At 63.6% G+C, this 26,298-nt stretch carries 22 protein-coding genes and 2 pseudogenes; 8 read left to right on the top strand and 16 right to left on the bottom strand.

The annotated features are described in order from the left end of the window. Window positions 1-666 precede the first annotated feature (666 nt). Window positions 667-3,969, top strand: coding sequence for a ribonuclease E (gene rne / locus LN139_RS15545; protein WP_236355096.1), 3,303 nt, complete (start codon window positions 667-669; stop codon window positions 3,967-3,969). A gap of 360 nt (window positions 3,970-4,329) precedes the next feature. Here rne and LN139_RS15550 read toward each other — a convergent pair. From LN139_RS15550 to LN139_RS15575, 6 genes and pseudogenes are all read right to left on the bottom strand, one after another. Further along, window positions 4,330-5,253: pseudogene (locus LN139_RS15550) on the bottom strand (IS4 family transposase); the annotation flags it as partial. A 134-nt stretch (window positions 5,254-5,387) separates the two neighbouring features. After that, a complete protein-coding gene (groL, locus tag LN139_RS15555; RefSeq protein ID WP_097088977.1) occupies window positions 5,388-7,031 on the bottom strand; it encodes a chaperonin GroEL in 1,644 nt (547 codons plus the stop codon). A gap of 51 nt (window positions 7,032-7,082) precedes the next feature. Next, window positions 7,083-7,376: a co-chaperone GroES gene (locus LN139_RS15560; protein ID WP_236355097.1), complete on the bottom strand. Its 294-nt coding sequence runs from the start codon at window positions 7,374-7,376 to the stop codon at window positions 7,083-7,085. A 249-nt stretch (window positions 7,377-7,625) separates the two neighbouring features. Then, window positions 7,626-8,083 (bottom strand): annotated as a pseudogene (locus LN139_RS15565) (FxsA family protein). Between the two features lie 62 nt (window positions 8,084-8,145). Further along, window positions 8,146-8,871 (bottom strand): HugZ family pyridoxamine 5'-phosphate oxidase, encoded by a 726-nt coding sequence (locus LN139_RS15570; protein WP_236355099.1) that lies wholly within the window; start codon window positions 8,869-8,871, stop codon window positions 8,146-8,148. A gap of 50 nt (window positions 8,872-8,921) precedes the next feature. Next, on the bottom strand, window positions 8,922-9,941 hold the full coding sequence (locus LN139_RS15575) for a DUF481 domain-containing protein (RefSeq protein WP_236355102.1): 1,020 nt from the start codon (window positions 9,939-9,941) through the stop codon (window positions 8,922-8,924). 75 nt (window positions 9,942-10,016) lie between these two features. On the opposite strand from LN139_RS15575, the gene LN139_RS15580 reads away from it, so the two are divergent. Both LN139_RS15580 and LN139_RS15585 read left to right on the top strand, forming a co-directional pair. Beyond that, window positions 10,017-10,388, top strand: coding sequence for an MGMT family protein (locus LN139_RS15580; protein WP_236355103.1), 372 nt, complete (start codon window positions 10,017-10,019; stop codon window positions 10,386-10,388). A gap of 43 nt (window positions 10,389-10,431) precedes the next feature. Continuing rightward, on the top strand, window positions 10,432-11,940 hold the full coding sequence (locus LN139_RS15585; RefSeq protein WP_236355105.1) for an AmpG family muropeptide MFS transporter: 1,509 nt from the start codon (window positions 10,432-10,434) through the stop codon (window positions 11,938-11,940). 89 nt (window positions 11,941-12,029) lie between these two features. On the opposite strand, the gene LN139_RS15590 is transcribed toward LN139_RS15585, so the two are convergent. Together LN139_RS15590 and LN139_RS15595 are read right to left on the bottom strand one after the other, a co-directional pair. Next, complete coding sequence (locus tag LN139_RS15590; RefSeq protein ID WP_236355106.1) at window positions 12,030-12,881, bottom strand: mechanosensitive ion channel family protein; 852 nt, start codon at window positions 12,879-12,881, stop codon at window positions 12,030-12,032. A 106-nt stretch (window positions 12,882-12,987) separates the two neighbouring features. Continuing rightward, window positions 12,988-13,467: a YajQ family cyclic di-GMP-binding protein gene (locus tag LN139_RS15595; protein ID WP_236355108.1), complete on the bottom strand. Its 480-nt coding sequence runs from the start codon at window positions 13,465-13,467 to the stop codon at window positions 12,988-12,990. Window positions 13,468-13,671: 204 nt separating this feature from the next. Here LN139_RS15595 and LN139_RS15600 point away from each other — a divergent pair, with 204 nt between their 5' ends. From LN139_RS15600 to LN139_RS15615, 4 genes are read left to right on the top strand one after another with little or no spacing between them, the layout of a single operon-like run. Beyond that, window positions 13,672-14,622 (top strand): GGDEF domain-containing protein, encoded by a 951-nt coding sequence (locus LN139_RS15600; protein ID WP_236355114.1) that lies wholly within the window; start codon window positions 13,672-13,674, stop codon window positions 14,620-14,622. A gap of 1 nt (window position 14,623) precedes the next feature. Further along, complete coding sequence (locus tag LN139_RS15605) at window positions 14,624-15,520, top strand: putative 2-dehydropantoate 2-reductase (RefSeq protein ID WP_236355116.1); 897 nt, start codon at window positions 14,624-14,626, stop codon at window positions 15,518-15,520. Window positions 15,521-15,562: 42 nt separating this feature from the next. Continuing rightward, window positions 15,563-17,569, top strand: coding sequence for an ATP-binding protein (locus tag LN139_RS15610; RefSeq protein WP_236355123.1), 2,007 nt, complete (start codon window positions 15,563-15,565; stop codon window positions 17,567-17,569). Window positions 17,570-17,572: 3 nt separating this feature from the next. Then, window positions 17,573-18,139, top strand: coding sequence for a cob(I)yrinic acid a,c-diamide adenosyltransferase (locus LN139_RS15615; protein WP_236355127.1), 567 nt, complete (start codon window positions 17,573-17,575; stop codon window positions 18,137-18,139). A gap of 9 nt (window positions 18,140-18,148) precedes the next feature. On the opposite strand, the gene LN139_RS15620 is transcribed toward LN139_RS15615, so the two are convergent. After that, complete coding sequence (locus tag LN139_RS15620; protein WP_236355128.1) at window positions 18,149-18,886, bottom strand: SDR family oxidoreductase; 738 nt, start codon at window positions 18,884-18,886, stop codon at window positions 18,149-18,151. A gap of 106 nt (window positions 18,887-18,992) precedes the next feature. Between LN139_RS15620 and LN139_RS15625 the strand changes: the two genes are divergently transcribed. Continuing rightward, on the top strand, window positions 18,993-19,904 hold the full coding sequence (locus LN139_RS15625) for a LysR family transcriptional regulator (RefSeq protein WP_236355131.1): 912 nt from the start codon (window positions 18,993-18,995) through the stop codon (window positions 19,902-19,904). Here LN139_RS15625 and LN139_RS15630 read toward each other — a convergent pair. From LN139_RS15630 to argJ, 7 genes are all read right to left on the bottom strand, one after another. After that, complete coding sequence (locus tag LN139_RS15630; RefSeq protein ID WP_236355132.1) at window positions 19,895-20,779, bottom strand: alpha/beta hydrolase; 885 nt, start codon at window positions 20,777-20,779, stop codon at window positions 19,895-19,897. The genes LN139_RS15625 and LN139_RS15630 overlap by 10 nt on opposite strands. Beyond that, window positions 20,751-22,028 carry a flavohemoglobin expression-modulating QEGLA motif protein gene (locus LN139_RS15635; RefSeq protein ID WP_236355133.1) on the bottom strand — a complete coding sequence of 426 codons (1,278 nt, stop codon included), beginning with the start codon at window positions 22,026-22,028 and terminating at the stop codon, window positions 20,751-20,753. Before LN139_RS15635 ends, LN139_RS15630 begins: the two co-directional genes overlap by 29 nt. 14 nt (window positions 22,029-22,042) lie before the next feature. Next, entirely contained in the window at window positions 22,043-22,591 is a 549-nt protein-coding gene (locus tag LN139_RS15640; RefSeq protein WP_236355134.1) for a hypothetical protein, read from the bottom strand. 16 nt (window positions 22,592-22,607) lie between these two features. Next, entirely contained in the window at window positions 22,608-23,339 is a 732-nt protein-coding gene (locus LN139_RS15645) for a TetR/AcrR family transcriptional regulator (protein WP_236360447.1), read from the bottom strand. 91 nt (window positions 23,340-23,430) lie between these two features. Then, complete coding sequence (locus tag LN139_RS15650; RefSeq protein WP_236355135.1) at window positions 23,431-24,375, bottom strand: Nudix family hydrolase; 945 nt, start codon at window positions 24,373-24,375, stop codon at window positions 23,431-23,433. After that, window positions 24,372-24,986 carry a glutathione S-transferase family protein gene (locus LN139_RS15655; RefSeq protein ID WP_236355136.1) on the bottom strand — a complete coding sequence of 205 codons (615 nt, stop codon included), beginning with the start codon at window positions 24,984-24,986 and terminating at the stop codon, window positions 24,372-24,374. Before LN139_RS15655 ends, LN139_RS15650 begins: the two co-directional genes overlap by 4 nt. Before the next feature lie 26 nt (window positions 24,987-25,012). Next, entirely contained in the window at window positions 25,013-26,230 is a 1,218-nt protein-coding gene (gene argJ, locus LN139_RS15660) for a bifunctional glutamate N-acetyltransferase/amino-acid acetyltransferase ArgJ (protein ID WP_236355137.1), read from the bottom strand. Window positions 26,231-26,298 lie beyond the last annotated feature (68 nt).

The raw sequence follows: 26,298 nt of genomic DNA on the forward strand, positions 1-26,298 counted from the left end.
TTAAACATTGCTGATATAGTCGCGAACGCCGCCTGTTGCGGCCGAAGAACAAAGCAAGGCCAAAAGCCCGCGTTTTCTTCACGTTGAACCAGGACGTAAGGCCGTCCTACGGGGGTTTGAACCGGTTGCGAACCCATGGCTCGCCCGGCCCTGCAAAAGCCCGGAAACACCAGCATGCATGTGGCTTGCGCGTCTCGCTGCCCGGCGCTGGCAGTTGTTCCCGGTCCAAGCAGGCGCATTCCCCGGAAAATGCAAAGCCTTGGTTTTTACAGAGCGCGAGCCCGCTATTTGAGAGGTTTCGCGATACATACCACCCCGTTGCGGATTCTGCGCGCGGCAGCACCCGAATGATCAGGGATACGTGTAGGGTGGAGACGTACAAGCGTGGAGCGAATGCCTCGCTGCGCCAGGAAGCGGCCAACCGGCCCTCCGGCGGTGAGCCAGGCAAAGGCAGGTACCCAGGGTACCCACGTTCCAGGGCTTGATTCCTCCTCCTGGCTGAGTGCTTTTTGCGAACACACAAGCAGGACGCGTCACTCCGCAGGCAATGGCATATGGCCTTGCCGGGCGGCCCGGGCAGTACGCCCCGACGCACCTGAACACCGACCGTGAGAAGTCGTGTGTGCCGAACGCCGTTTCCGGCAGCCCGGAAACCGACGGTACTACATGAAAAGAATGCTGATTAACGCAACTCAACCCGAAGAGTTGCGTGTTGCCCTGGTAGATGGCCAGCGGCTCTACGATCTGGATATCGAATCCGGCGCGCGCGAGCAGAAAAAGGCCAATATCTACAAAGGCCGTATCACCCGCGTAGAGCCGAGCCTGGAAGCCGCTTTCGTCGACTTCGGCTCCGAACGCCACGGCTTCCTGCCGCTCAAGGAAATCTCCCGCGAATACTTCAAGAAGGCGCCCGAAGGCCGGGTGAACATCAAGGAAGTGCTCAGCGAAGGCCAGGAAGTCATCGTCCAGGTCGAGAAAGAAGAGCGCGGCAACAAGGGCGCAGCCCTGACCACCTTCATCAGCCTTGCCGGCCGCTACCTGGTACTGATGCCCAACAACCCGCGTGCCGGTGGCATCTCCCGCCGCATCGAGGGTGAAGAGCGTAACGAACTGCGCGAAGCGCTGAACGGCCTGCAGGCACCCGCCGACATGGGCCTGATCGTGCGCACCGCTGGCCTTGGCCGCAGCAGCGAAGAAATGCAGTGGGACCTCGACTACCTGCTGCAACTGTGGAACGCGATCAAGGAAGCCTCCGGCACCCGCGGCGCCCCATTCCTGATCTATCAGGAAAGCAACGTCATAATCCGCGCCATCCGCGACTACCTGCGCCAGGATATCGGTGAGGTGCTGATCGACAGCATCGAAGCCCAGGACGAAGCACTGACCTTCATCCGCCAGGTGATGCCGCAGTACGCCAGCAAGGTGAAGCTGTACGAAGACAGCGTGCCGCTGTTCAACCGCTTCCAGATCGAAAGCCAGATCGAAACCGCCTTCCAGCGTGTGGTCGAGCTGCCGTCCGGCGGCTCCATCGTGATCGACCCGACCGAAGCGCTGGTGTCAATCGACATCAACTCGGCGCGCGCCACCAAAGGCAGTGACATCGAGGAAACCGCACTGCAGACCAACCTGGAAGCGGCCGAGGAAATTGCCCGCCAGTTGCGCCTGCGCGATATCGGCGGCCTGATCGTCATCGACTTCATCGACATGACCCCGGCCAAGAACCAGCGTGCTGTCGAAGAAAAGGTGCGTGAGTGCCTTGAAGCCGACCGCGCCCGTGTGCAGGTAGGCCGCATCTCGCGTTTCGGCCTGCTGGAAATGTCCCGCCAGCGCCTGCGCCCTTCGCTCGGCGAAAGCAGCGGCATCGTCTGCCCACGCTGCAGCGGCACCGGCATCATCCGCGACGTGGAATCGCTGTCACTGGCGATCCTGCGCCTGATCGAGGAAGAAGCCCTCAAGGATCGCACCGCCGAGGTACGCGCACAGGTGCCGATCCCGGTCGCCGCCTTCCTGCTCAACGAAAAGCGCAACTCGATCACCAAGATCGAGCTGCGTACCCGTGCACGGATCATCATCCTGCCGAACGATCACCTCGAAACGCCGCACTTCGAAGTCCAGCGCCTGCGCGACGACAACCCGGACGTGCTGAGCAATCAGTCCAGCTACGAGATCGCCTCGGCCGAAACCGAAGAGCCGCAACCCATTGCCTCCACCCGCACACTGGTGCGCCAGGAAGCGGCAGTGAAAACCGCGCCGCCCCGCGGCAATGCACCGGTGCCGGCCGAGCCTGCCGAGGCAGCGCCTGCCGCTGCACCGGTCGCTGCCGCCGTGGTCGCTGAGCCAAGCCTGTTCAAAGGCCTGGTGAAGTCTCTGGTGGGCCTGTTCGCCGCCAAGGAAGCCCCTGCACCTGTGCCGCAGGCGGTCGAGAAGCCCGCTACCGAGCGCCCAGCGCGCAACGAAGAGCGCCGCCAGGGCCGCCAGCAGAGCCGTAACCGCAACGGCCGCCGCGACGAGCGCCGCGATGAAGACCGCAAACCACGCGAAGAGCGCCAGGAGCGCGCACCACGTGAGGAGCGTGCGCCCCGTGAAGAGCGTGCACCACGCGAAGAACGAGCGCCGCGCGAGGAACGCGCACCCCGTGAGGAGCGTGCACCCCGCGAAGAACGCCAGCCTCGTGAAGAGCGCGCACAACGCGAAGACCGCCCGCAGCGCCAGGGCCGCGATGATCGCCCCCGCCGCAGCCGCGATGACCGCCCGCGCGAACTGCGCGACCCATTGGACGCAACCCCGGCCGCTGAAGGCGCAGCAGCCGCTGCCGTAGCCGCCGTCGTACTCGATGCAGCAGAGCAGCAACCGGTTCGCGAAGAGCGCGCGCCGCGTGAAGAACGCCCAGCGCGTGAGGAGCGCGCGCCGCGTCCACCGCGCGAGGAGCGCGCTCAGGAAGATGCCGAGCACGCTGAAGACGAGCACTTGAACGAAGAAGGCCAGGAAGGTGAAGAAGGTGCCGAAGGCGATCGCCCACGCCGCCGTTCTCGCGGCCAGCGCCGCCGCAGCAATCGCCGCGAGCGCCAACGTGATGCCGGCGTCGAAGGTGTGGACGAGCCCGAAGGTGAGCAAACCGCAGCAGCCTCTGAAACGTCTGGCGAGGTTGTTCCTGCAGCCGCCGCTGGTGTGATCAGCGCTGCCGCAGAGGCACAGGCCCATGAGGCCGCCGAGCGCGCCACCGCCAACACTGAAGCAGAACCGGTCGCGCCGGTTGCCGAAGTGGTATCCGAGGCGGTATCCGAGCAAGCGCCCGTTATCGCGCAAGCGCCGGAATCCCAGCCGGAACCGGAACTGGCCTCGCCCGAGATCGTCGCTACCCCGGTAGAACAGGCTGCCACGGTCCTGGAATCTGTGCCAGAACCGGCACAGCCCGTCGCAGCCGAGGCAGCGCCAGAGCCGATTCCCGAGCCTGCCCCAGCTGCCGCCGAACCAGCGCCTGCTATCGAGCTGCCCGCTGTGGTCGAAGCTCCAGAGCCAGCCATTGCAAGCCAGGAGCAAGCCCCAGCCCCGGTCGAAGCACCGATTCAGGTGCAACCGGTCGAGGCAGTCGCCGAGGCGCCGGTAGCCGCCAGCGGTGGTCGTGCACCGAACGACCCGCGTGAAGTGCGCCGCCGCAAGCGCGAAGCCGAGCTTGCAGCAGCCGCTGCCCGCGAAACCGAGCAGGCCGCAAAACTGGCTGACGCACAGGCACTGGCTGAAGTTCACGCACCGGTTGAGGCAGAAGTGCCAGCACCTGTGACCATCGACCCGCCAGCTGGTGAAAGCCTGGCTGCGGGCGCAGAGCAGGCTAGCGAAGCGCCTGTTGTGGTTGAAGCCGACCCGGTCGTACAGGATGTGCAGCCTGCCCAGGAAGTGACCGAGCCGCATACTCCGAACGCCACCGACGTGGCCGAGGAGCACGACAAGGCTCACAAGCCTCAGGCCTGAAGCGTTTGGTGAGATGAAAAACCCCCGTCAGCGATGCTGGCGGGGGTTTTCTATGCCTGCGGGCGGTCTCACACCAGTAGGAGCGCAGCTGTGCTGCGCGACGCTGCGATCTGCCGACCGGCCGGCCAGGTGCTCGATAGACAGAGACCAGGAAGCCCCGCACACTCTTCGATACCTGCGCGTCGCGCGGCAAAGCCGCTCTCCTACTCAGCCCGTCGCACAGGGCATATCCACCCCTCACGATCTGCCTGCCGCACTGGCCCAAGAGCTGTGAAAAGCTGGCAGACGAAAAAGTCCCGGCACAAGGCCGTAATGCTGTTCACTTAAGCGGAGCAGTCTTGCGATCCACCGGATACCGGGTGCTTCCCGACGGATGATGTTGTAAGCCAGTAACAGCCCCCTGGATTTCCTGATAGATCAGCTCGACCTTCTTGCTCCGCAGCGTCACCGCGCTTCACGCACTTCCCAATGGGTGGGCAGACTCGGGTTTCGCTTGCGCGCCTGAGGCGAGACCTTCATCCGCACTCGGCGATCATTCTCGCTATAGCGCTCGACTTCCTCCATCACCAGACCCTTGCGGGTCGGCGTTAACCAGTGCCGATTGCTTCCTCCATCTGCGACCTTCAAGAGCAGATCAGCCCCCCAAAAGCCTTTGTCGAACAACGTGATCGAGTTTTCCGGAATCTGGCCCAGAAAGGTTTCGGCCAAGCGCATCTCACTGCCGCGATAAGGGCTGAGCTGAGCGTCGAGGGTCACGTGAGAACGCACATTCATCAAGGCAACAAGCCGCAGCATCGGAAAAGGTGTCTGGCGCTCGGTGCCGGTATTACCAGAGCCGAAATGCTCCCTCAGCTCAGGATAATCAGGGGTTCGCAGCAATGCGCCATCCACCGCGAACACTTGCAAACCGTTCCAGTCATCGCCTTCATATCGCTCGCAACCCCACTGCTTGCCTGTTTGGCGGAACAAGGATTCGACTGGATCGGCACCTAGTCGCTTACGCGCTTCAGTCACGCCGCTGCGCGCCAGTAACTGATCGGAAGCCAGGCCTTGAGCGCAAATATTCAGCCGCCTGGCCACCTCATGCACGGGCTCATCACGGAACAAGGCCATGCCCAGAACCAGCCAAAGTACCTGATCGCTCGGCAAACGCCGGCGTCGTATGGTGGCCTGTGCAGACAGGTTGAGCGCACTGGCAACCCATTCGACAGGGATGTTCTGGGTAAAGGTGCTGAGGTCGGAGAAGTTGAAGAGGTCACCGAGGTCGAGCAATTGCTGCTGAATGGGCATAAAAAATCCGATACCAGGAGGCTGGTATCGGATTCTCGAGAAAGCCCGGCTAGGACTCAAATGCTTAAGTGAACAGCATTACGGCACAAGGCCGGGGCTTTTTGTTACAGCGAAGGGTGCCGGGTGGCTTACATCATGCCGCCCATACCGCCCATGCCGCCCATGTCCGGCATGCCGCCGCCAGCTGCCTTGTCTTCCGGCAGATCAGCGACCATGGCTTCGGTGGTGATCATCAGGCCACCGATCGAAGCTGCAGCTTGCAGGGCCGAACGGGTTACCTTGGCAGGGTCGAGGATGCCCATTTCGATCATGTCGCCGTATTCGCCGGTTGCAGCGTTGTAGCCGTAGTTGCCCGAGCCTTGCTTGACCTTGTCGACCACGACGCTCGGCTCGTCACCGGCGTTGGCGACGATCTGGCGCAGCGGTGCTTCGACAGCACGGCGCAGCAGAGCGATACCGACGTTCTGCTCTTCGTTGTCGCCCTTGAGCGAAGCAATGGCTTGCAGAGCGCGAACCAGAGCAACACCGCCGCCAGGCACCACGCCTTCTTCGACGGCTGCGCGAGTAGCGTGCAGGGCGTCTTCAACGCGGGCTTTCTTCTCTTTCATCTCGACTTCGGTGCCAGCACCGACTTTGATCACAGCAACACCGCCGGACAGCTTGGCCAGGCGCTCTTGCAGTTTTTCACGGTCGTAGTCCGAAGAAGTGTCGGCGATCTGAGCACGGATCTGAGCGACGCGAGCCAGGATGTCTTCCTTGGAGCCAGCACCGTCAACCACGGTGGTGTTCTCTTTGGACATGGTCACGCGCTTGGCGTTGCCCAGGTGCTCCAGGGTGGTGCTTTCCAGGGTCAGGCCGATCTCTTCGGAGATGACGGTACCGCCAGTCAGAACAGCGATGTCCTGCAGCATGGCCTTGCGGCGGTCGCCGAAGCCAGGTGCCTTGACGGCAGCGACCTTGACGATGCCGCGCATGTTGTTGACGACCAGGGTCGCCAGCGCTTCGCCTTCGACGTCTTCAGCGACGATCACCAGCGGGCGGCCAGCCTTGGCAACAGCTTCCAGAACTGGCAGCAGCTCGCGGATGTTGGAGATCTTCTTGTCGACCAGCAGCAGCAGCGGGCTGTCCAGCTCGGCAACCATGGTGTCTGGCTTGTTGACGAAGTAAGGGGACAGGTAGCCACGGTCGAACTGCATGCCTTCGACGACCGACAGTTCGTTTTCCAGGCCCGAGCCTTCTTCGACGGTGATCACACCTTCGTTGCCGACTTTTTCCATTGCCTTGGCAATGATTTCACCGATATCGGTGTCGGAGTTGGCGGAGATGGTGCCGACCTGAGCGATGGCCTTGTTGTCGGCGCACGGCTTGGAGAGGTTCTTCAGCTCGGCGACGATGGCGATGGTCGCCTTGTCGATGCCACGCTTGAGGTCCATCGGGTTCATGCCGGCGGCGACCGATTTCAGGCCTTCGCTGACGATGGCCTGGGCCAGTACGGTAGCGGTGGTGGTGCCGTCACCGGCTTCGTCGTTGGCCTTGGAGGCAACGTCTTTGAGCAGCTGGGCGCCCATGTTCTCGAACTTGTCTTGCAGTTCGATTTCCTTGGCGACGGAAACGCCGTCCTTGGTGATGGTCGGCGCGCCGAAGCTCTTGGACAGAACCACGTTGCGGCCTTTCGGGCCCAGGGTCGCCTTGACGGCGTCAGCCAGTACGTTTACGCCCACCAGCATTTTCTTGCGAGCGGAGTCACCGAATTTAACGTCTTTTGCAGCCATGATCGTATTCCTTGAATTCTGTGAAGTGACAAAGGGTCAGCGAGTTGCCGATCAGCCTTCGATAACGGCCAGGATTTCGTTCTCGTTCATCACCAGCAGGTCTTCACCATCGACCTTCACGGTGTTGCTGCCCGAGTACGGGCCAAACACGACCTTGTCACCGACCTTCACAGCCAGAGCGCGCACTTCACCGTTATCCAGGACACGGCCCGGGCCGACAGCGACGATTTCGCCGCGGTTAGGCTTCTCGGCGGCAGAACCGGGCAGCACGATGCCGCCAGCGGTTTTGGATTCTTCTTCGCTGCGACGAATGACAACGCGGTCATGCAGAGGACGAAGCTTCATTAGTCGATCTCCTGTTATGGTTTTGAGCGGCCGGCGTGCCGGCCTTCGGATTCAATTCCCCGGCCCTGGGCCGGTTGCGGCACGCCCGGGGCGAGCCACCAAATAATGTCCGGCATCACTGCCGGAACCTTGCGGTGACCCATAAATGAGGCCGGTGGTATTTATTACAAGGGCGGCTCTGAAAATATTTTGCGCTGCAAATGCATGAGGCCCCCGCAGGAGCCTCATGTGAAATGCCTACCAGGCCGGTCAGTCGCGGCGTTCGTATTCGCCCTCGATCACCTCAGGGCGATGCCGGTGGGGAGGCTGGGGGCATCGGGTTGAGCATCGGCAAAAGCACGCTGGCGCTGGGCCTGCTCACGCGCTTTGTCCTGGAGCGCTCGCGCGGCCCACTGGCGAGTGAACGGCAGCAGGCACAGCAGGCCCAGCACGTCGCTGATGAAACCTGGCACCAGCAACAGGCCGCCACCGAGCGCCAACATCAGGCCGTTGAGCATCTGGGCGCCTGGCGCTTCGCCACGCTGCAGGCTTTCGCGGGCACTCAGTGCAGTAGCCAGCCCCGCCAGGCGCATGATCACAGCGCCCAGCACGGAGCCGGCGATGATCAGCAGCAAGGCCGGGAAGAAGCCGATCGCCGCACTGACCTGAACGAATACGAACAGCTCCAGCACGGGGAAAAGAATCAGTAAAAACAGAAAGGCACGCATCAATGATGTCCTCGACGCAAGATTGCCTGCGTTAGATGCAGGCGAGTGGCCGAAATTCAAGGTCAGCCGATCGAGCGAGGCGGCCAGGCATCGGTGTGGGCCAGTGCTACCAAGGCTTCGCGTACTTGTTTCGGCGTATTACAGGTACTGCTGAACGGCAACCAATGGAGGCGCTGGCCGATACGCAAGTGGAACCCTTCGCTATCCACCCCGGCCATCACTGCCTGGGTGTGTACCGGTAGTTTTGCCAATTGGACGTAGTGGGCAATGGCCTTGGCATGGTCGGCATTCATATGTTCGACCATGCCCCGCTCCACCTCACCGGCGAAGGGGTTGGCCAGCGTTACCTCGTCCAGCCAATGAATGGCGCCAAAACCGCCGATATAGCGGTGGCGTACCGGCACCAACACCCAGAAGTCGAAATCATGCGCCCGGTCATACTCGGCCGCTTCCGGGAAATAACGATAGTAGCGCTCGGCCGCAGCATCGATCTGCGTTTGCCCTTCCAGTTGCTGTGCGTGCGCCATGATCGTCAGGCGAGCCGCCGCCTGGGCGTCATCGGCGCCCGGCTCAGCCAGCAGCAGCGAGCACTTCGGATCGGCCTTGAGGTTACGGGTGTGCTGGGCAATGCGGCTGATCAACAACAGCGGCCTGCCTTGGGCATCCAGGCAGTACGGCGCGACAGAGCCGAACGGAAAGCCCGGCATGGCCTGGGATTGAGTGGCCAGAGCGCCTTGGTACTGGCTCAGCAACAGGGCACGGGCGGCGATGGAAGGGGTTTCAGCCATGGGCGGGGCTCCGGTGTCGAATGCCGGCTACCCTACCACAAGGCTCGAACTTACCAGGTGACGCCAAAACCTGCGGTGTAGCGGCTGCTGCTCAGGTCGTTGTTGTCCTTGGTGCCGCTGATCAGGTCTTTTTCGTACTTCACGTTCAGTGAAGCCCATTCGGTGACCTTGTAACGCAGGCCTACCTCGGCATCGAGGCTGTAGTCAGCTGCGCCTGAAAGCGGCTTGCCCAGTTCACCGGTACTGAACAGCTCGAACGTCTTGCCGATCAGGTAACGGTTGTAGTCCCACTTGAGCGACGCCGAATAAAAGGTATCGGAGGACCCATCGGAATACTGGTAGCGGTTGTTATTGATCAGCGTGCCGAGGCTGAACGCGCCCAGTTCGTCATCCCAGAACTGATAGCCAGGGCCGGTACCGATCTGGCGCTGGCGCGACAGGTCTTCGACGTTGTCGTGCTTGTAGTTGAAGCGCGTCTGCCAGAACCACTTGTCGGTCAGGAAGCGGTCCAGCGCGTATTCGGCGCTCCAGTTGTCGGTGGTGGTCAGGCCGTTTTCTTTCTCGCGGTTGTATTCGCCATCGGCGGTGTGGCGCCACAGGCCATGGCGAGCGCTGGTCTTGAAGGCCAGGTTGTAATCATCGGTGTCGTTCTGGGCACGCTTGAAGTCCAGCGCCGCATCGGCGCTGCCCTTCCAGGTGAAGTCCTGAACCAATGGCCGGGGCTTCATGATCTGCTGGATGCTGGCAAGGTCAACAGTTTCAGGGGCGCCACCGTCAGCGATCACGACCTTGCCCTCTTCGGCAGGCTGGATCGACCGAGAAACGGTGTTCTCTTCCTTGCGATCATTGCCCTGCTTGACCAGCAACTCCCGGTCGCTCTGCAGCGTCTTGACCTTTTTCATGTCGATAGGGATGGAGCCACCGTAGTCGGTGGTCAACATCAACTTGCCGCCGTCGTACACCGTAATGGTGCCCGTCAGGCGATCTCCATTTTTCAACCACACGGTATCGGCAAAAACCGGCGCGCAAGCGGATGCAACGGCGACGCACAAGAAGGTTCTGGACAACATAGGCAAATCGGCTCGGCTGGATGAAGGTTTGGGCATTATCCTTTGGATAACGACAGACTGTGGACTGACACGACAATGCCCGATGAGTTCCTGCCCCTGCACGATAAAAGCGTAACGAGCGCGTTACATGACCCGCGCAAGACCGCGCTTTACACGGTACTTGCGCAGGTGCCGGCCGGTTGCGTGGTGAGCTATGGGCAATTGGCCGAAATGGCCGGGCTGGGCCGCGCGGCGCGTTGGGTAGGGCGCACATTGAGCCAACTGCCGGAGGGTTCTGCCCTGCCCTGGCACCGCGTGCTCGGTGCGGGCGGGAAACTCTCCCTGGCTGCCGGCACCGCCAGTGGCGACGAGCAACGTGCGCGCCTGCGCGGTGAGGGGCTTGCCATTACCAACAATCGCGTGGATATCCGCCGGCATGGCTGGCGCCCGATGGATCACTACGGTTAGAGTGCGCCCTTTGTTTCGCGAGAATACGAGGCCGATGTACCCCATGCCCGGTAAAACCTGGCGAGCCGCACTGGCCGCCTATGCCAGCCCGTCGACGCTCGTACTGCTGCTTTTGGGATTTGCCGCCGGCCTACCCTACATGCTCGTGTTCTCGACCCTGTCGGTATGGTTGCGCGAAGCGGGAGTCGCCCGCGAAACCATCGGTTATGCCAGCCTGATCGGCCTTGCCTATGCGTTCAAGTGGGTGTGGTCGCCGCTATTGGACCAATGGCGCCTGCCAGGATTGGGCCGTCTTGGCCGGCGCCGCTCCTGGTTGGTGCTGGCCCAGGCCATGGTGGCGCTGGGCCTGGTCGGCATGAGCTTCTGCGACCCGCAAAAACATCTGCCTTGGCTGATCGCCATCGCTGTGCTGGTGGCCTTCGCCTCGGCGACCCAAGACATCGCCGTAGACGCCTACCGCCTGGAAATCGCCGGCGACAGCCGCCAGGCTGCCCTGGCCGCCAGCTACATGGCGGGCTACCGGGTTGCAGCGTTGCTGGCCACGGCAGGTGCGCTGTTCTTTGCAGAAGGCTTCGGCTCTACCGGGTTCGCCTACCTGAACTCCGCGTGGGCCAGCACTTACCTGCTGTTCGGCTTGCTGATGCTGCCGGCACTGCTCACCACCTTGCTCATGCGCGAACCCGACGTGCCACTGCCCACGCAGCTGTCGGCGGCACGCTACAACTTCATGCACCAGATCGCCTCGGTGGTGGTGCTGATCATCCTGCTGGTCTCTGTGCCGGCGATGTTCACCCAGCTCTACAACACCGATTTCGCTGCCCTTTTCAACGGCAGCCTGAGCCTGATGGACCTGCTGCTCGAAGACCGCGCCTTCCTGCGCGCGATTCTCTACATCACCCTTACCGTACTGTGCCTGTCCTCGGTGGGCCGCAAGGGGCTGGCCCCGGTGCTCACCCCGGTGAACGACTTCATGCTGCGCTACCGCTGGCAGGCACTGCTGTTGCTGGGGCTGATCGCCACCTACCGCATGAGCGACACGGTGATGGGCGTGATGGCCAACGTGTTCTACATCGACATGGGCTTCACCAAGGACCAGATCGCCAGCGTCAGCAAGCTGTTCGGCCTGGTGATGACCCTGGTCGGTGCCGGTGTCGGTGGGCTGCTGATCGTGCGCTTCGGCATCTTGCCGATCCTGTTCATCGGTGGCGTGGCGTCGGCAGGCACCAACCTGCTGTTTCTGATGCTCAGCGACATGGGGCCCAACCTTGAAATGCTGGTGGTCACCATCTCCCTGGACAACTTCAGCTCAGGCATGGCCACGTCAGCCTTCGTGGCTTACCTGTCGAGCCTGACCAACCTCAAGTTCTCCGCCACCCAGTACGCGCTGCTCAGCTCCATCATGCTGCTGCTGCCTCGGTTGATCGGCGGCTACTCAGGGGTGATGGTGGAAAAGTGGGGCTACCACAACTTCTTCCTGGCCACGGCCCTGATGGGCGTGCCGACGTTGATACTGATCATGGTGCAGGCGCGCGTTCAGCTGAAGCCTGAATGAGCTTCTAGCTTCTAGCTTCAAGCCTCGAGCAAAGAAAAAGCAGATCTGCACGGCGGTGCAGGTCTGCTTTTTGTTGTCGCTGGCGGCTCTCAGCTGGAAGCTGGTGAGCTGTTTTCCTGGACCACTCGGATGACGCGCTGCGGATAGGGGATATCAATCCCAGCCTCACGCAGGCGATCGCGCACTTCCAGGTTCAGGCGGTTGGTCATGCCACCCAGGTCCGAGGTGTTGGTCCACAGGCGCAGTTGCAAGGTGATGGAGCTGTCGCCCAAGGTGGTGACCGAAGCGTCGGGGGCCGGGTCTTGCAGCACGCGGGGGTCGTTGCCGAACTCCAGCAGGATGTCCATGGCCTTCTTCAGGTCCGCATCGTAGTCCACGCCCACGTTGTACAGAATCTTGCGCGTCGGCTGGCGGTTGGTGTTGGTGATGATGCCGTTGGACAGCGGGCCGTTGGGCATGATGACGGTGCGGTTGTCAGCGGTGCGCAGCACGGTATGGAAGATCTGGATCGCGTCCACCGTACCGGCCACACCTTGCGCCTCGATCCAGTCGCCCAGGCGGAACGGCCGGAACAGCAGAATCAGCACCCCACCGGCGAAATTGGCCAGGCTGCCTTGCAACGCCAGGCCGATGGCCAGGCCAGCGGCACCGAGTGCAGCGACGAACGAGGTGGTCTCGATGCCGATCATCGAGGCAACGCTGATCACCAGCATCACCTTCAACGCAATGTTGGCGATGTTGCTGATGAAGCTTTGCAGGGCAAGGTCGACGCTGCGAATGGCAAGCAACTTACCCACGCGCCGGGTCAACTGGTTGATCAGCCACCAGCCGATGGCCAGGGTGAGAACGGCCAGCAGCACGCGGCTGCTGTATTGCATGATCATGGGGATCCACGATTGCGAGGTGCGAACCAGGTGGTCGACTTCGGCGTTCAGGTCCATTCAACTCTCCTATCCAATACATCCACGACGGGGCCCAACCCCCGCCGTAGTCAGCTTCCGACGCCCAAGCGGCGCTTGCGGTTCCCCGCCTGTCGCCGCCCTTAGCTCAATCGCGGAAGTTGTTGAACTGCAGCGGCATGCCGAATTCGTGGCCGCGCAGCGCCGCGATGGCTTCCTGCAGGTCGTCGCGCTTCTTGCCGGTGACGCGCACTTGCTCGCCCTGGATAGACGCCTGCACCTTGAGCTTGGCGTCCTTGATGTGGCTGACGATCTTCTTGGCCAGCTCTTTATCGATGCCTTCGCGCAGCACCGCGTCCTGTTTCATTTCCTTGCCCGAGGCATAGGCGTCCTTCACCTCCAGGCACTTTACGTCGATCTTGCGCTTGACCAGGCTCATGCGGAGGATTTCCAGCATGGCCTCGAGTTGGAACTCAGCCTCGGCGGTCAGGCTCACGGTCAGCTCCTTGAAGGCGAAGCTGCCCTTGCCGCGCAGGTCGTAGCGGCGGTCCAGTTCCTTGATTGCGTTGTCGACCGCGTTGGTCACTTCATGCTTGTCCAGCTCGGATACAACGTCGAACGAAGGCATTGAAGGTTCTCCTGTTTGGAAAGTGAATGGGTAATCCGACCATCGGGCGCACGCACTTTTCGCGCCCGGCTTGACGATAGGAATGCCGGCTCATTATAACGGGTGCCAGCATTACGATATGCCCCGGTTTCAAGGCAAACGCTCAAGGGACAGCGTCGTATTGAAGTACTGCGGCGGTTTTCTTCCTTTCATTGCGAGCGCTCCATGCCTACCACTCACCTGAGCCTTCTGCTGGTCAACGACGACCCGGCTATCAATACGCCCATGGCCGCCGTGCTCAACGGCGCCGGCTACGAAGACGTACGCCACTGCGATCATCAGGCCGCCAGCCGCCATCTGGAGCTGCGCGCGCCTGCCGTGGTAGTCACCAGCGGCCGCCAGGGCCTGGTGCTGGCATCGCAAATACGCCAGCTCGACGAGCGCCACGACCGCTACACCTGGATCATCCTCATCGACGAGCGCGAAAGCGCACAACTGCTCGACCCGCTCGCCGGGCTGGGTGTAGATGACGTGGTTGCCCCTGATCAAGTGGCGACGCAACTGCTGCCACGCGTGCATGCCGCCGACCATCTCAGTGCCTTGCTGCTGCGCCTCAAGCACGAAAACCGCCTGCTGCGCGATAACCTCGCAAGCCTTGAGCAACGCAACCAGGTCGATGCGGTGACGGGCCTTGGCAACGAGCGTTACCTCAAGCAGAAGCTGGTCGACAGCCTGCGACAGATCCACGCCCGTGGCGGCGCCCTGTGTTACCTGCTGATCGGGCTGCGCAATGGCCAGACATTGCTGCAGAGCCACGGCCAAAGCTTCTACGACGACCTGATGCAGTCGGTCGCCCGGCGCCTGCAACAGATGGTGCGCCCGCTGGATGTGCTGGTTCGCCTGGACGAACACCATTTCGTGCTGGTCACCCTGCCGGCAGACCTGCAGGAATGCGCACCCAGCAGCTTCAAGCGCTTGTTCGACGGCCTGAACCAGAAAGGGTTCCTGACCCAGGCCGGCACCATCGAAGTGCAGGCGGGCGTTGCGCTGGTGGGTGTCGACGCCGCCTGCCTGCCGATGGACCCGGCCCACCTGCAACGCGAAGCGGCGCAACTGCTGTGCCGCTCTCACGCTGCCGGCGTGGTAACCGCCAAGCGCATGGTGCCGGTGGGCTGAGATGGCCCATTGGCACGTGCTTGGGGCTGGCAGCCTCGGTGGGCTGTGGGCCTGCCGCCTGGCGCAGGCGAAGCTGCCAGTCACCTTGCTGCTGCGCGACTCGGCACGCGTGGCCAGCTACACGCGCGGTGGTGGCCTTACCTTGATCGATGGCGCACACCAACAGCATTGGCCGCTGCCGGCCGAAACGCTCACTGCACCCGAACCCATCGCCCACCTGCTACTGGCCTGCAAAGCCTACGACGCCTTGCCGGCCGCCCAGGCACTGGCACCGCGCCTGGTGCCGGGGGCAGTGGTGTTGCTGCTGCAAAACGGGCTGGGCAGCCAGCAAGCGGTGGCCCAGGCCCTGCCCCATGCGCGGTGTATCGCCGTGTCGAGCACTGAGGGTGCGTGGCGTTCGGCGCAAGGCGCGATCACCCGTGCCGGCGCCGGGCAGAACTGGCTGGGTGACGCCGCAGCGCCCCCGGCCTGGCTGGCAGACCTGCGCCAGGCCCACATTCCCTTCGAATGGACAGCGGCCATCGAAATGCGCCTGTGGCGAAAACTGGCGATCAACTGTGCGATCAACCCGCTCACCGTCTTGCTTGGCTGCGCCAACGGCGAACTGGCGCAACACCGCGATGCGGTCGACGGGCTGTGCCAGGAGCTTTCGACACTGCTGCAGGCGTGCAATCAACCCGATGCAGCGGCCGGCTTGAACGAAACGGTCTGGCAAGTCATCGCCAGTACCGCCAGCAATTACTCCTCGATGCTTCAGGACGTTCGTGCAGGCCGGCGCACTGAAGTCGACTACCTGCTGGGCTACGCCCTGAACCAGGCACATGCGCACAGCCTTCACCTGCCCGCACTCGAAGCTTTGGCCAAGCGCCTGGCTGCGCGGCTGGCCGCCGGCGTTTGATACACTCCCCACGCCTGCACCTCACTTTTACCGGACGCCCCCATGCCCTTGCGTCAACGCCTGGAAAACCTCCCCGTCGGGCAAAAGCTGCTCGCCGCACTGCTGGTGCTGATGATCACGGTACTGCTGGTGGCCAACCTCACGTTCATCAGCGCCGCGTACTGGATCTCCCAGGAAAGCATGGCGCCCCAAGCCCTGCAGACCATCGGCCGGCTCACCGGCAACCCTGGGCTGGCCGAGCGCGCCAGCCGCGATACTGCCAGCGCCAGCGCGCTGCTCAGTGAACTCGACAGCTACGCGCCGCTGCGCGCTGCGGCGGTCTACGGTACCACCGGTGACCGCCTGGCGATGGTGCAGCACGGCAGCCACCTCGGCCTGCCACCGAACATCAACGACGTGCAGCCCTGGCGCGCTACCGAGTTTCGCAGCAACCAACTGGTCGACCTGCCCAGCGGCGGCCAGCTGTTGCTGGTGGCCAGCAGCGAGCTGCCGGTGGCGTTCTACACGGGCACCCTCACGGCGAGCCTGGGCATTCTGGTGTTCAGCGTGCTGTTGTGGATGCTCATCGCCCGGCAGATTCGACGCCTGATCACCGCGCCTATCTACCAGCTCGAAGAGCTCTCCCGCCGCGTTACCCGCGAAGAGAACTACGCCCTGCGCGCTCAGCCGGGCAACCACGACGAAATCGGTAGCCTGGCTGAGGCCTTCAACACCATGCTTTCGCGCATCGAGGCACGCGAGCAGCAGCTCAAGCGCGCACGTGACGATTCCCAGGCCGCCTTCAACGCCGCCCAGGGCCTGGCCGAGCAGACCCGCAACAGCAACCGCAAGCTCGAACTCGAAGTGCAGGTGCGCAGCAAGATCGAGAAAAAGCTCACCGGTTTCCAGAACTACCTCAACAGCATCATCGACTCGATGCCCTCGGCGCTGATCGCGCTGGACGAGCAGCTGTACGTGACCCAGTGGAATCAGGAGGCCAGCGCCCTTTCCGGCACGCGTCTGGATGAGGCGCTGAACCAACCGATCTTCCTGGCTTTCGAGCCGCTGAAGGCCTTCCTGCCGCAGCTCAAGGCCTGCGTGGAGCAACATCGCGTGGCCAAGATCGACCGGGTCACCTGGCCCCGTGACGACGCCACTCACCACTACGCCCTGACCTTCTACCCCCTGACCGGTGGCGCCGGGCGCGGCGTGGTGATCCGCATCGACGACATCACCCAGCGCCTGTCCCTGGAAGAGATGATGGTGCAGTCGGAAAAGATGCTCTCGGTAGGCGGCCTGGCCGCCGGCATGGCCCACGAAATCAATAACCCGCTGGGCGCAATCCTGCACAACGTGCAGAACATTCGCCGGCGGCTGTCCAGCGACCTTGCCAAGAATCAGGAAGTCGCCGACGAGGCCGGCATCGACCTCGCCGAAGTGAACCGCTACCTGGGCCTGCGCGAGGTGCCGCAACTGCTTGACGGCATCCACAGCGCCGGCGCGCGGGCAGCCAAGATCGTCACCCACATGCTCTCGTTCAGCCGCCGCAGTGACCGCCAGCTCGCACCCTGCGACCTGCCCGCGTTGATTGACCAGGCGCTGGAAATCGCTGGCAACGACTTCGACCTGACCGAGGGCTTCGACTTCAAGGGCCAGGCCATCGTGCGCCAGTTCGACCCCGCGCTGGGGCCGGTGCCGGCCACCGCCAACGAGCTGGAGCAGGTGCTGCTCAACCTGCTGAAGAATGCAGCACAGGCCATCCACCAACGGCCGGAAGGCGCAGAGCCCGGGCGTATCGTGCTGCGCACCCGGATCAACGGCCCCTGGGCCGAGATCCAGGTGGAAGACAACGGTGTGGGCATGCCCGAAAGCGTGCGCAAGCGCACCTTCGAGCCGTTCTTCACCACCAAGGACATCGGCCAGGGCACCGGCCTTGGCCTGTCGGTGTCGTACTTCATCATCACCAACAACCACAAGGGCCAGATGGAGGTGCAGTCCACGCAAGGGGTAGGCACCTGCTTCACCTTGCGCCTGCCGCTAAAGGCCGCTGAGGCTATTTCAGGGAGCTGACACATGGGTTATCGCTTGTCGAAGATCTACACCCGCACCGGTGACCAGGGCCAGACCGGGCTGGGCGATGGCCGCCGGGTACCCAAGGACCATCCGAGGGTGGAGGCGATCGGCGAGGTCGATACCCTCAACAGCCATATGGGGCTGTTGCTGGCGCAGATGGCGGGCGAGCCAGCATTGGCCGAAGTGCATGACCTGCTTGCGCCTTGCCAGCACCGCTTGTTCGACCTGGGCGGTGAACTGGCGATGCCGGGCTACCAGGCGCTCGGCGCGGTGGATATCGAGCAGCTGGAAGCGGCGATCGACCGATGGAACGATGAGCTCGGCCCACTGGAAAACTTCATTTTGCCCGGCGGCAGCCTGCGCGTGGCCCAGGCCCACCTGTGCCGCAGCCAGGCGCGGGCAGCAGAGCGCCGTTGCCAGGCGCTCAACGCACAGGAGCCGCTGGAAGGGTTTGGCCTTGCCTACATCAATCGGCTCTCGGACCTGCTGTTCGTAACCGCGCGCATCATCGGCCGCCGTGAGGGCGTGAGCGAAGTGCTCTGGCAATCGCGCCCGTCACAGCGCTGAGCCGAAACCTCAGGCCATACCGCCATTGACTCGCAGCACCTGCGCGTTCACCCATTGGCCATCAGGGCCGGCAAGGAAAGCCACCGCCCCGGCGATCTCATCCGGTTGGCCGATCCGCTGCATGGGTGCCATCCGAGCGATCTGCTCCACGGTTTCGGCGCTCTTGCCTTCGAGGAACAGCTCGGTCTCGACCGGGCCGGGTGCTACCACATTGGCGGTGATCCCGCGCCCGCGCAGCTCGTTGGCCAGCACCTTGACCAGGCCCTCCACACCCGCCTTGCTGGCGATGTAGGGGCCATAGCCGGGGAACGCCTTGGCGATCACGCTGCTGGATAACGCGATGATTCGCCCGCCCTCCTGCAAGCGCTTGGCAGCCTCGGCCAGTACCAGGAATGCGCCGCGCAGGTTGGTGGCGATCATCCGGTCGAAGCTGTGCAACTGAGCGCTATCGATCGGCGCCATGCCCATGACGCCTGCGCTGTTGACTACCACACGCAAGGTGCCGAAGGCCTGGGCGGCTTCGAACATGGAGGCGACCGCCGCAGGGTCGGCAATGTCACCTTGCACGGCCATCGCGCGCCCACCGGCGGCCTGGATCGCCTCTACAGCCTCCTGCGCCGCCTGCGCGTTACCTGCATAGTTGACGGCGACCGCAAATCCATCGCGGGCCAGGCGCAATGAAATGGCGCGGCCGATGCCACGAGAGCCGCCAGTGACCAGCGCTACCGGGGTTGTTTCTGCTGACATGTCGAGTTTCTCCAATGCGAGGGTTCCGAGCCAGTGTGGCCTATTCCAGCCGCGCCGATAAATGCAGCAAAATGGGCAACACTGTTCAACGAGGCTCAACAAAGTCATGGATCGCCTGACCGCCTTGCAGCTGTTCACCCGCATCGTCGAAACCGGTAGCTTCACGCGTGCCGCCGACGGGCTTGGCATCCCCCGCGCCACCGCTACCCATGCAATCAAGCAGCTCGAAGCCAGCCTCACTACACGCCTGCTCGAACGCAGCACCCGGCATGTGCGCCCTACCCTGGAGGGCCAGAGCTTTTACGAGCGCTGCGTGTTCATTCTCGATGAGCTGTGCGAGGCCGAGTCCTCGCTGCGCAACGTTGCCCGCAGCCCAGGCGGCCCCTTGCGGGTAGACATCAGCGGCCCGCAAGCCTCGCGCATCCTGTTGCCACGCATTGCCGAGTTTCACCAGCGCTACCCGCGCATCGAGCTCACGGTGGGCTGCAGTGACCGGCTGGCGGATCTGATAAGCGAAGGCATCGATTGCGTGATCCGTGCTGGCACACCACGCGACTCGGCAATGGTCGCCCGGCCACTGGCGAGCATGCCGCAGGTGATCTGCGCAAGCCCGGCCTACCTGAGCGCGCACGGCACACCCTCGCACCCCGATGAGCTGGCCGAGCATCAGGCGGTGCGGTTCTTCTCGGGTAACGGGACAGACTACCCGTTCGAGCTGTACGTCGATGGCCAGATAAAGAAGCTCCCCGCCAAGGGCTGGATGGCGGTGAACGATGCCGAGAGCTATGGGGTGTGCGCCCTGCAGGGTTGCGGGCTGGTGCAGCTGCCGCGTTATCACGTCGAGGATGACCTGGCGGCAGGCCGCCTGGTGGAGGTGCTGGCAGCCTGGCAAAGCCCGCCGATGGCAGTGACGGCCCTTTACCCTGACCGGCGGCAGTTGTCGGCACGGGTACGGGTGTTCGTCGACTGGGCAAGGCAGGTGTACGAGGAGCGCTTCGGTGCCAGGCCTCAGGGGTAATTGGGTATCTCGCCCAGGCGCCTGATGCCGTCGAAATGCTGCGGGTCATGCAGGAATGCCAGCATCACCTGGCGCCAGGTCGGGTCGGCGAAGGTTTGCACGTGCGCGCCACGGGTCAGTTGTAGCGCGCGCGGCGGCGGCAAGGCCTTGTACAGCTCGATGCCGTTGTGCAGCGGCACGATGGGGTCGTCCAGGCTCTGGAACACCAGTTTGGGCAGGTCGGCCAGCTGCGCGGCGCTGTTCACGGCGCTGTCACCGTCGGGGATTACCCAACTCAATGGCACCTGTAACGGCCAGGTTGCCCAGGCGCTGGCGAGCGCCGTGCGTGCAGCGCCTCGGTAACTGGCCGGGGTGTCGTCGAGCACCAGCGCCGTGAACCGCTTGCGCTGCTCGGGGTGGGTGGCCAGGTAATGCACTGCCATGGCGCCGCCCAGGCTCTGGCCCAACAGCACACGAGGCGGGCCCTGGGCTTCAGGCCGGGCATCGAGCCAGTTCATGGCTGCGTCAATGTCCTGGTAGATGGCCGGCAACGACGGTTTTCCCTGAGACTCGCCGTAGCCGCGGTAGTCGAACATCAGCACTTGGTACCCCTCTGCCGGCAACCACGCCACACCGCCCAGGTGCCAGGCCAGGTTGCCGCCATTGCCATGCAGGTGCAGCACTGTGCCCTTGACTGGCACACCGGATTTTGCCGGCAACCACCAGCCGCTCAGGCGCAGCCCATCGGCCGTGGTGAGCGCTACCGGCTCCCAGGCAAGCTTGGCCGCATTCGGGGTGATGGGCACCTGGCGCTCCGGGTAGAACAGCAAGCCGCTGCACCCCACCAGCGCCAGCAGCAGCGCCGCGCTACAGAATGTTCGAATAATCCGCTTCAATGCGGTCCAGGCTCAGGTGGTTGAGGAAGTTGGAGAAACACATCCACGCCGACAGCGCGTTCATGTCCCGGAATTGTTCAGGCAAGTACTTGGGCGGTGCTACCAGGCCTTCTTCCACCAGTTGGCGCAGGGTGCGCATGTCTTCGAGCGTGGTCTTGCCGCAGAACAGCAACGGCACCTGTTCCAGCTTGCCCTTGCGCACGGCGAGCTGGATGTAGTTGTAGACCATGATGAAACCCTTGAGATACGAAAGGTCCTTGGTGAAGGGCATGCCGGTGGGTACCGAGCCGCGGAACACGCGGCTGGCATTGGCGTAGCTTTCGGGCATGCCGAAGCCTTGCTCGCGGAAGAACCCGAACACTTCGAGAAAGTCGGCACCCTCCTCTACCATATGGATGGCGCGGGTACGGTTGGTCAGCTTGCGCAGGCGGCTGGGGTAGGAGGCGAATGCAATCACCTCCATCAGGATCGCCAGGCCTTCCTGAGTGACCGTCGAGGAAGGCGGCCCTTTAGCCAGAAAGGTGCAGATCGGCTGGTTCAGGCCATTGAGGGTGGTGCCCACGTGCACCAGGCCTTCGTGGACCTCCAGCGCCCGCACATCACGCTCGTTGAACATCGCATCGGCACGTACCTTGATGTAGTCGGCCCCGGCGGCGGCATCGGCGACGATGCCATCGGACTCGAACACCCGAATGGTGTCCTCGGCCTCGCCGAAGGTGCGGTTGAGGCGGCTTTGCAGCATGCCCACGGCCGCCTTGGCGTCGAGTGTCTTGGGTTCGTCTTTCAGATCACCGCGGCCGTCGATGTTGTCGAGATAGTTCGACAGCATCATGCCCAGGTCGGCCAGGGTGGGGTCGCCGGCATGGAAGGCGTCGGAGGCCGCGCCGTACAACTCCTGGGAAATCAGCCCGAAATCCTCGGTGCCGCGCGCTTCGAGCATGCGCACCACCATGCGGTATTCCTTGCACATGCGGCGCATGATCTGCCCGACCGGGTTGAACTGCCCCAGGTGGCGGGTCACGTCCCGTTCGATGCTCTGGAATTCCTGCTTGACTGCGGTGGCGTCGAAGCCAAGCGGGCGGGCCTGATAGTAGGCGCGGTCGACTTCGGGCAAGGCCTTGCCCTTGGCTGCCAGGAAGGCGTGCTTGACCTTGTCGTCCCATTTGACCGCATCGAGCACGCGGATGGGCGCCTGGGCGGCGACGATGCGGTCAGACAGCGACCGAACCGTTTGCTGGTATTCGTCCAACGGCGGTTCCTCGTTCAATTGCGGGTGTCGCGCCGGTAGCGGGCGATCTCACTGAAGGCATCGGAATGCGCCGGGTCATCGAGCCAGGCGAACACTCGCTCGGCGGAACTGCTGACGGCGACACCATCGCCCTGGTCGTTGGAAAACGGCTCGCCTGCCAGGTCGCCGCTGGCGATGGCCTGCTTGATTTCATCAACGCTCAAGTTGTAGACCACCAGCTCACCCTGCTCGGTCAGCTCGAACCCGACCAGTGCGCGGCGCCCACCGAAGGCGGCCGGCAACACGGTAGTGGCATACCAGCGCTCACCATGATGGCTCACGCGGAACACAGCCTCCTCGCGCGGCTCATGCACGCCCGCCGAGCTGACTGCGCGGTACTGGCGCTCACCCACCTTGCGGATTTCCAGGTTCAAGTGCTCGCCCCAGGCATCGCGCGCGATCCAGTGGCCGAGCAAGCCCGGCGGGGCTTTCTCACCGCCGGTCAGGGGAGCGTCGAACGTGGCCAGGCAGCCGCCGAGCAACAGCAACGCGATAAACGCCAAACCTGTTCGCAAAAGCGCCATCCAGAACTCCTGAGGATCAGGCCGAAGCCATCACCAAATGCATGTAGCGGGTCATGGTCGCCAGCGACGGGTCGCTGGCGGGAAGTTGTTCGTTCGGCGGCAACTCGGCTTCGAGCAAGGCCTGGTACTCCATGTGGGCGATCACCGCGCTCAGCACCTGCGCATCCTGCTCGGGCTGTGCAGAGCCCAGCACCCGCAGAATCTGGCACGCACCGCTCAGCAGAATAGCCTGATAATCCACCACCAGCCCGGCCAGGCGCGGGGTGAGCAGTGCTTCCTGGCGAAACGCCTGCTCGGCCATCAGGTAATCGCGGCGGGATGCAACCTGCTTGCGCACGTAATCGGTGACCATCTGCGCGATTTCGTCGGCCAGCCGCCCCTTGGCCGCTGGGCTGCCGTCACCCTCTGCGATCAGGTCCAGCAGGATGGCTTCGGTGGTTTCCCACAACTTGGCCATGTATTCGGCGCTGCGCTCTACATAGCGGGCGAAGGTGTCGGCCAGCAGGTCTTCGATGTCCTTGAAGTAATAGGTGGTGGCCGACAGCGGCACGCCCGCCTCAGCGGCCACCGCGCGGTGGCGCACTCCTCTGACCCCGTCACGCACAACGATGCGCATGGCGGCATCGAGTATTTCCTGGCGTCGCTGCTCACTGCCTTGGCGGCTGGCCTTGCGGCCCTGGTAGCGCACGTTGTTGGCAACGGCGTTGGCGACATTGGCGGCGCCCGGTTGGCTTGCGACGTTCACGATCCTTTGAATCCTCGGTAGTGGAGTGCCGTTCCGTTCATGGCAAGTCGCCATTTTGCCGGAATCAGCGTGCGGCGGCGAGAGGCGCCGCCGCTCAGGCCGCAGGCCAGAACCCTCGGATGCCTGCCACGCCTTGCGCTCCGATTTCCCAGGCGCGTGCCTGGTCACCTGGGCGCATGCCGCCGAGCAGGAACACCGGGCGGCCGAAACCTGCCACCAGTTGCCGTGCGGCCTCCCACCCCAGGGGCTGGGCATCGGGATGCGTCTGGGTTGGTTGCAGCGGTGACAGTGTCACGAAGTCCACGTCCATGCGCTGGGCAAGCTCGAGCTCTTCAGGGCCGTGGCAGGAAGCGGCCAGCCAACGATGCTTGGGAAAGGGGCGGCCGTTATTGGCGTACTTGCGCAGTTGCTCTGCGGTGAGGTGCCAACCGGCGGCGGGGAAATCGCCCGTCCACTCGAGCGGCCCCTTGAGCATCAACTGCGCCTTGCCGGCGCACAAGCCGATTGCATCCACTGCCAGGTCGCGGTACTGCGGGTCGTAGATGTTCGGCGCGCGCAGTTGCACAAGCCCGGTGCCCTGCGCCACTGCCGCCTGGATACCCTTGAGCAGCACCGGCCCCTCCAGCCCCTCGGGGGTGATCAGGTACTGGGCAGGCAACCTGGCCGCAGCGATGATCGGCTCGTTGGCGGCCGGGAAGTCGTAGTCACCCAGGGCGCGTGGGCTCACCCAGGCCAGCGGCTGGCCTTCGACGCCGTGCGGCTGGCCACTGAACGCGGTGACTTCCCAGACATCGAGCAGCACCTGCTTGTCGGGGTAGTCATGGGGGATGGTGATCAACGGCCGTGCTTCTACGACCTCGATACCCAGCTCTTCGCGCAGCTCGCGGGCCAGGCCATCACGCGGTACCTCGCCGGCTTCGAGCTTGCCGCCGGGAAATTCCCACAGGCCACCCTGGTGCTGCGCGTCACTGCGCCGAGCGATCAGAATGCGGCCATCTTCGCCACGGATCACCGCAGCGACTACATGTATGCGTTTCACGTTTCCTCCAGGCCAGCGGCTTGCCAGGCCTTGAAGGCCGGCCACTGGTAGATGGTGTCGGCCCAGTCAGCCACTTCGGCGGGCAAGGCAACCTGATAGCTGCGCAGGCGCACCGCTATCGGGGCGAAATAGGCATCGGCCAGGCTCTGTTCGCCAAACAGCCACGGCCCTTCGCTGGTGCGCGCGGCGCGGCATTCGCCGAGCAATTCGAGCATGCGGTCGAGGTCGCCCTGCAGCTCGGCACTCACCGTTTGCAAAGGGGCATCGTGGTGCAGGTCGAACGGCATCGCCTGGCGCAAAGCCGTGAAGCCACTGTGCATCTGCGCGCAGGCCGAACGCGCCAGGGCGCGCGCGGCGACATCCTCCGGCCACAGGCCAGGGTGGCGCTCGGCCAGGTATTCGGCGATCGCCAGGCTGTCAGCGATCACGCCGTGGGCAGTCTTGAGGATCGGCACCTTGCCGGCGCCCGAGTGGGTGAGCAGGCGCGCGCGGGTATCGGGCTGGTAAAGCCGCACGAGAATCTCCTCGCACGGCTCGCCCGCCAGCTGCACTGCGAGCCAGCCACGCAGTGACCAGGATGAATAGCGTTTGTCGGCAATGATCAGCTGCATGGCGAACTCCTTGTCGCGTGGAAGGCTCAGGTACGGTATTCGGCGTTGATCTTCACGTACTCGTGGGAGAGGTCAGTGGTCCAGATCGTCTCGGCGCACTCACCACGGCCCAGCTCGATACGAATGGTGATCTCCTCACGTGCCATCACCTCGGCGCCCTGCGCTTCGGTGTAGCTGGCGGCGCGGCCGCCTTGCCGGGCGATGCACACGTCGCCCAGGTACACGTCGATCTTGCTCACATCCAGTTCAGGCACACCTGCGCGGCCCACGGCGGCCAGGATGCGGCCCCAGTTGGGGTCGGAGGCGAACAGTGCGGTCTTTATCAGTGGCGAATGGGCCACAGCGTAACCGACGTCCAGGCACTCCTGATGATTGCCACCGCCATTGACTTGCACAGTAACGAACTTGGTCGCACCTTCACCGTCGCGCACGATGGCCTGGGCCACTTCCATGCACACCTCGAACACGGCCTGCTTGAGTGCCTCGAACAGCGGGCCGCGGGGCTCGGCCACTTCCGGCAGGTTAGCCTTGCCGGTGGCGACCAGCATGCAGCAGTCGTTGGTGGAGGTATCGCCGTCGATGGTGATGCGGTTGAACGACTTGTTGGCGCCGTCCAGGATCAGGTCCTTGAGCACCGCCGGGGCGACCTTGGCGTCGGTGGCGATGTAGCCAAGCATGGTGGCCATGTTCGGGCGGATCATCCCGGCACCCTTGCTGATACCGGTCACGGTCACGGTCACACCCTCGTGGGTGAACTGCCGGCTGGCACCCTTGGGCAGCGTGTCGGTGGTCATGATGCCGGTGGCGGCTTCGGCCCAGTTGCCTTCCGAGAGGTCATCCAGGGCGGCCTGCAGCGCGCCTTCGATCTTTTCGACCGGCAGCGGCTCGCCGATCACGCCCGTGGAGAACGGCAGCACGGCACTGGCGTCCACGCCCGCCAGCCTTGCGAGGCTGGCGCAGGTGCGCTCCGCAGCCGCCAGGCCCGGTGCGCCGGTGCCGGCGTTGGCATTACCGGTGTTGGTCAGGAAATAGCGCACCGCGCCGCTCACGCGCTGTTTGGCAATGATCACCGGTGCTGCGCAAAAGGCGTTGAGGGTGAACACGCCAGCGACGCTGGAGCCCTCGGCGCAGCGCATCACCACCACGTCTTTACGGCCTGGGCGCTTGATGCCCGCCGAGGCGATGCCGAGTTCGAAACCGGGGACCGGGTGCAGGGTAGGCAATGGGCCAAGACCGACAGCCATGGAGACGCTCCTTAGTGAAAATGAACAAGACGTGGCGAACAGGATAGTAAAACGCCGCGGCGGCAGAG

Origin of the sequence: Pseudomonas sp. KNUC1026 (genome assembly GCF_021650705.1) — a bacterium.
Classification (GTDB): Bacteria; Pseudomonadota; Gammaproteobacteria; order Pseudomonadales; family Pseudomonadaceae; genus Aquipseudomonas.

Excerpts from the sequence above, each read along its gene's own strand:
- LN139_RS15560 (WP_236355097.1), bottom strand. The coding sequence starts at position 7,376 with ATGAAGCTTCGTCCTCTGCATGACCGCGTTGTCATTCGTCGCAGCGAA.
- rne (WP_236355096.1), top strand. The coding sequence starts at position 667 with ATGAAAAGAATGCTGATTAACGCAACTCAACCCGAAGAGTTGCGTGTT.
- groL (WP_097088977.1), bottom strand. The coding sequence starts at position 7,031 with ATGGCTGCAAAAGACGTTAAATTCGGTGACTCCGCTCGCAAGAAAATG.
- LN139_RS15615 (WP_236355127.1), top strand. The coding sequence starts at position 17,573 with ATGGGTTATCGCTTGTCGAAGATCTACACCCGCACCGGTGACCAGGGC.
- LN139_RS15575 (WP_236355102.1), bottom strand. The coding sequence starts at position 9,941 with ATGTTGTCCAGAACCTTCTTGTGCGTCGCCGTTGCATCCGCTTGCGCG.
- LN139_RS15595 (WP_236355108.1), bottom strand. The coding sequence starts at position 13,467 with ATGCCTTCGTTCGACGTTGTATCCGAGCTGGACAAGCATGAAGTGACC.
- LN139_RS15580 (WP_236355103.1), top strand. The coding sequence starts at position 10,017 with ATGCCCGATGAGTTCCTGCCCCTGCACGATAAAAGCGTAACGAGCGCG.
- LN139_RS15600 (WP_236355114.1), top strand. The coding sequence starts at position 13,672 with ATGCCTACCACTCACCTGAGCCTTCTGCTGGTCAACGACGACCCGGCT.
- argJ (WP_236355137.1), bottom strand. The coding sequence starts at position 26,230 with ATGGCTGTCGGTCTTGGCCCATTGCCTACCCTGCACCCGGTCCCCGGT.
- LN139_RS15620 (WP_236355128.1), bottom strand. The coding sequence starts at position 18,886 with ATGTCAGCAGAAACAACCCCGGTAGCGCTGGTCACTGGCGGCTCTCGT.
- LN139_RS15570 (WP_236355099.1), bottom strand. The coding sequence starts at position 8,871 with ATGGCTGAAACCCCTTCCATCGCCGCCCGTGCCCTGTTGCTGAGCCAG.
- LN139_RS15655 (WP_236355136.1), bottom strand. The coding sequence starts at position 24,986 with ATGCAGCTGATCATTGCCGACAAACGCTATTCATCCTGGTCACTGCGT.
- LN139_RS15640 (WP_236355134.1), bottom strand. The coding sequence starts at position 22,591 with ATGGCGCTTTTGCGAACAGGTTTGGCGTTTATCGCGTTGCTGTTGCTC.
- LN139_RS15585 (WP_236355105.1), top strand. The coding sequence starts at position 10,432 with ATGCCCGGTAAAACCTGGCGAGCCGCACTGGCCGCCTATGCCAGCCCG.
- LN139_RS15590 (WP_236355106.1), bottom strand. The coding sequence starts at position 12,881 with ATGGACCTGAACGCCGAAGTCGACCACCTGGTTCGCACCTCGCAATCG.
- LN139_RS15610 (WP_236355123.1), top strand. The coding sequence starts at position 15,563 with ATGCCCTTGCGTCAACGCCTGGAAAACCTCCCCGTCGGGCAAAAGCTG.
- LN139_RS15625 (WP_236355131.1), top strand. The coding sequence starts at position 18,993 with ATGGATCGCCTGACCGCCTTGCAGCTGTTCACCCGCATCGTCGAAACC.
- LN139_RS15605 (WP_236355116.1), top strand. The coding sequence starts at position 14,624 with ATGGCCCATTGGCACGTGCTTGGGGCTGGCAGCCTCGGTGGGCTGTGG.